Annotated in this window: 1 protein-coding gene; it reads right to left on the minus strand. The window is 34.5% G+C overall.

Going from position 1 to position 235, the window contains the following annotated elements; all coding sequences use genetic code 11:
- Nucleotides 1-235: NAD-dependent DNA ligase (locus tag H2O73_RS24305; RefSeq protein WP_220457787.1), on the minus strand; the 235-nt coding region annotated here is incomplete at both ends.

Consider the following 235-nt stretch of genomic DNA (forward strand, 5'->3'; position numbering starts at 1 on the left):
GCTTCTTATCCCAATAATTTACAAACTGCAAAACTTCGTTTATAGAATTTACAAGCTTTGCGGTTTCAGGAACCTTAAATCCCATTTGTCTAGCTCTTTCTAAACTTTCCATTTGGGTTGATATCCCTAAATTATTTCCGGTAATATTGTACAATAAACACTCTAAAGGTCGCTTTGCAACCTCTGCACTATCTTGAAGTTTTAAACTTCCTGAAGCTGTATTTCTTGTGTTTCT

Origin of the sequence: Vibrio marinisediminis, from assembly GCF_014050145.1 — a bacterium.
Classification (GTDB): Bacteria; Pseudomonadota; Gammaproteobacteria; order Enterobacterales; family Vibrionaceae; genus Vibrio; species Vibrio marinisediminis.